The sequence below is a fragment of the Streptosporangium sp. NPDC001681 genome (assembly GCF_040298085.1).
Taxonomy (GTDB): Bacteria; Actinomycetota; Actinomycetes; order Streptosporangiales; family Streptosporangiaceae; genus Streptosporangium.
Genome location: NZ_JBEOZN010000270.1, coordinates 1 through 4106 on the forward strand (window position 1 = coordinate 1; position 4106 = coordinate 4106).

General features: G+C 71.3%; 1 protein-coding gene. It reads left to right on the plus strand.

From position 1 onward, the window contains the following. On the plus strand, nucleotides 1–4106 hold a 4106-nt coding region (locus ABT130_RS47145), incomplete at both ends, for a type I polyketide synthase (RefSeq protein WP_350966431.1).

A 4106-nucleotide genomic window follows, 5' to 3' on the forward strand; every position in this document is an offset into this window, starting at 1 on the left:
CGGGTGGCGGTGCGTGCGGCGGGGGTGAACTTCCGGGACCTGCTGGACGGGTTGAACGCGCTGGGCTGGTTCCAGGACAGGGTCGGCCTGATGGGCGGTGAGGCCGCCGGCGTGGTGCTGGAGGTCGGCCCCGGGGTCGACGACCTGCGTCCGGGAGATCGGGTGGTCGGTCTGACCGAAGGTGGCTTCGGCCCGGTGGTGGTCACCGGTGCCGGTGGGGTGACCAAGATCCCCGACGGGGTCTCCTTCGAGCAGGCGGCGACGATTCCGGTGGCGTTCCTCACCACCTACTACGGGCTGATGGATCTGGCCGGGCTGCGGGAGGGGGAGTCGCTGCTGGTGCACGCGGGCACCGGTGGGACCGGGATGGCCGCGATCCAGCTGGCCCAGCGCCTGGGGGTCGAGGTGTTCGCCACGGCCAGCCCGGCCAAGTGGGACGTTCTGCGTTCGCTGGGCATCCCGGACGATCACATCGCCTCCTCGCGCACCCTGGAGTTCGAGCAGCAGTTCTCCCAGGTGTGCGGTGATCGGGGTATCGATGTGGTGCTCAACTCGCTGACCGGGGAGTTCATCGACGCCTCGGCACGACTGCTGCGCCCGGGCGGCCGGTTCATCGAGATGGGCAAGCTCGACATCCGCGAGCAGGACCGCTTCCCGGGGCTGGAGTATCACTGGTTCGACGTGCTGGACGCCGGGCCCGAGCGGCTGCGGCAGATTCTGGCCGAGTTGATGGAGCTGTTCGCCGCTGGTGAGTTGCGGCCGTTGCCGGTGACGGCGTGGGATGTGCGCCGGGGCCGGGAGGCGTTCCGGTTCATGAGTCAGGCCAGGCACACGGGCAAGATCGTGCTGACCATGCCCCGGCGCTGGGAGCCGGAGGGCACGGTGTTGATCACCGGTGGTACCGGTGGTCTGGGTGCGGAGGTGGCCCGGCATCTGGTGGCCGAGCACGGAATGCGGCATCTGCTGCTGGCCAGCCGCCGGGGTCTGGAGGCTCCGGGTGCGGTGGAGTTGCGGGCCGAGCTGATCGCGCACGGGGTCGAGGTCACGGTCGCGGCGTGCGACATGGCGGATCGGGATCAGGTGGCGGCGCTGCTGGCGCAGGTCGATGCCGAACATCCGCTGACCGCGGTGGTGCACACGGCCGGGCTCCTCGATGACGGGACGATCGCCTCGCTGACGCCGGAGCGGCTGGAGTCGGTGTTGCGGCCGAAGGTGGACGCCGCCTGGCATCTGCACGAGCTGACCCAGGAGATGGATCTGGCCGGGTTCGTGGTGTTCTCCTCGCTGGCCGGGCTGATGGGCAACGCCGGGCAGGGCAACTACGCGGCGGCCAACGCCTGGCTGGACGCGTTGATGGCGCGGCGCCGGGCGCTGGGGTTGCCGGGGTTGTCGCTGGCCTGGGGACTGTGGGCGCAGGCCACCGGGATGACCGGGGACATGTCACAGGCCGATGTGCAGCGGATGACCGCCGCCGGGCTGCCGCCGATCACCACCGAGCAGGGACTGGCCCTGCTCGACGCGGCCATCGGCTCGGACTCACCGCTCGTGGTCCCGGTGCGGCTGAACCTGCCGGCGATGCCCGCTCAGCAGGTCCCGCCGCTGCTGCGCGGTCTGGTGCGCGGCACCCGTCGTACGGCCGCGTCGGCGCCCGCCCCCGGCGAGGGTGCACTGCTGCGGCAGTTGGCCGGACTGACGCAGGCCGACCGGACCCGGTTCGTGGTCGATCTGGTCCGGGCTCAGGCCGCCGCGGTCCTCGGGCATCCCTCGCTGGAGGCGGTGCAGGTTCGCCGGGAGTTCCGTGAGCTGGGCTTCGACTCGCTGACCGCGATCGAGCTGCGCAACCGGCTCAACGCGGCCACCGGGCTGCGCCTGCCCTCCACCCTCGTCTTCGACTACCCCACCCCCACCGTGCTCGGTGAGTACCTGCTGAGCGAGGTGTTCGGCGCGCACGGCGACGCCATTCTGCCGGTGGCCACGGTCTCGGTCGGGGACGACCCGATCGCCATCGTCTCGATGGCCTGCCGTTATCCCGGCGGGGTGAACTCCCCGGAGGATCTGTGGCGGCTGGTCATCGAGGGGCAGGACGCCATCACCCCGCTGCCGACCGACCGCGGCTGGCAGGTCCATGGGGACCTCGACCTGAAGGGCGGGTTCGTCTTCGACGCGCCCGAGTTCGACGCGGAGTTCTTCAGGATCTCCCCGCGTGAGGCGCTGGCGATGGATCCGCAGCAGCGGCTGCTGCTGGAGGCCGCCTGGGAGGTCCTCGAAGGTGCCGGCATCGATCCGGACTCGTTGCGGGGCAGCGACACCGGCGTGTTCATCGGTTCCGTCGGCTCGGGCTACATGCCTGGGGAGGAGTCTCGCGGTCACATCATGACCGGGCAGTTGGCCAGCGTGGCCTCCGGCCGGATTTCGTACACCCTGGGCCTGGAGGGCCCGGCGGTGACGGTGGACACCGCGTGCTCGTCGTCACTGGTGACCATCCACATGGCGGCCCAGGCCCTGCGTAACGGGGAGTGCTCGCTCGCGGTGGCCGGCGGTGTCACCGTCATATCGACTCTCGCGGCGTTCGGGGAGCTCGGTGAGCAGGGCGGGCTGGCACCGGATGCGCGCTGCAAGGCGTTCTCCGACTCGGCGGACGGCATCGGATGGTCCGAGGGTGTCGGTCTGGTGATGCTGGAGCGGCTGTCGGACGCGCGGCGCAACGGCCACCAGGTGCTCGCGCTCGTCCGCGGATCGGCGATCAACCAGGACGGCGCGTCCAATGGGCTGACCGCGCCGAACGGCCCCTCTCAGCGGCGGGTGATCCGCAAGGCACTGGCCGTCGCCGGGCTGTCCCCTGCCGAGGTGGACGCGGTCGAGGCGCACGGGACCGGCACCATGCTGGGTGACCCGATCGAGGCGCAGGCGCTGCTGGCGACCTACGGCCAGGACCGGCCGGAGGACCGGCCGTTGCTGCTGGGGTCGATCAAGTCGAACATCGGGCACACCCAGGCCGCGGCGGGTGTGGCCGGTGTGATCAAGATGGTCATGGCTCTCCGGCACGGGATGCTGCCCCGGACGCTGCATGTGGACGAGCCGTCGTCGCATGTGGACTGGGCCTCGGGCGCGGTGGAGCTGCTGACCGAACCGGCCGAGTGGCCGGGGACCGGTCGTCCGCGCCGGGCGGCTGTGTCGTCGTTCGGGATCAGCGGTACCAACGCGCACCTGATCCTGGAGCAGGGGCCGGAGGCGGCGATGCCGGCGGTCGACGAGCCTGCCGGTCCGGCAGGCGGTGTGCTGCCTTGGGTGATCTCGGCCCGTACGGCTGACGCGGTGCGGGCACAGGCCGGTCGATTGACGGCGTACCTGCAGACCCGGGCTGAGCTGGGTCTGGCGGATGTGGGGTCGTCGCTGGTGTCGTCGCGGTCGCTGTTCGACCACCGTGCGGTGGTGGTCGGCGGGGATCGTGAGGGGCTGCTGGCGGGTGTCGGTGCGCTGAGCGCGGGTGAGTCGCTGCCCGGTGTGGTCGCGGGTGTGGCCGATGTGGATGGGAAGTCGGTGTGGGTGTTCCCGGGTCAGGGGGCGCAGTGGGTGGGCATGGGCGCGCGGCTTTTGGAGGAGTCGGCGGTGTTCGCCGGGCGGATGGCGGAGTGTGCGGCGGCGTTGGAGCCGTTCGTGGACTGGTCGTTGCTGGATGTGGTGCGGGGTGTGGAGGGTGCTCCGGGGCTGGATCGGGTGGATGTGGTCCAGCCGGTGTCGTTCGCGGTGATGGTGTCGCTGGCGGCGGTGTGGGAGTCGCTGGGGGTTCGTCCGGATGCGGTGGTGGGGCATTCGCAGGGGGAGATCGCGGCGGCGGTGGTGGCCGGTGGTCTGTCGGTGCAGGACGGTGCGCGGGTGGTGGCGTTGCGCAGCCGCCTGATCGGTGAACGGTTGTCCGGGCATGGGGTGATGCTGTCGGTGATGGCGCCGGTGGAGCAGGTGCGCGCGGCCCTGGTCGCCGAGGGCTTGCTGGATCGGATCTCGATCGCGGCGGTCAACGGGCCCCGGGTGGTCACCGTCGCCGGTGACGGGGAGGCCATGCGGGTGCTGGAGCGGCGGTTGTCGGCCGAGGGGGTGATGCGCTG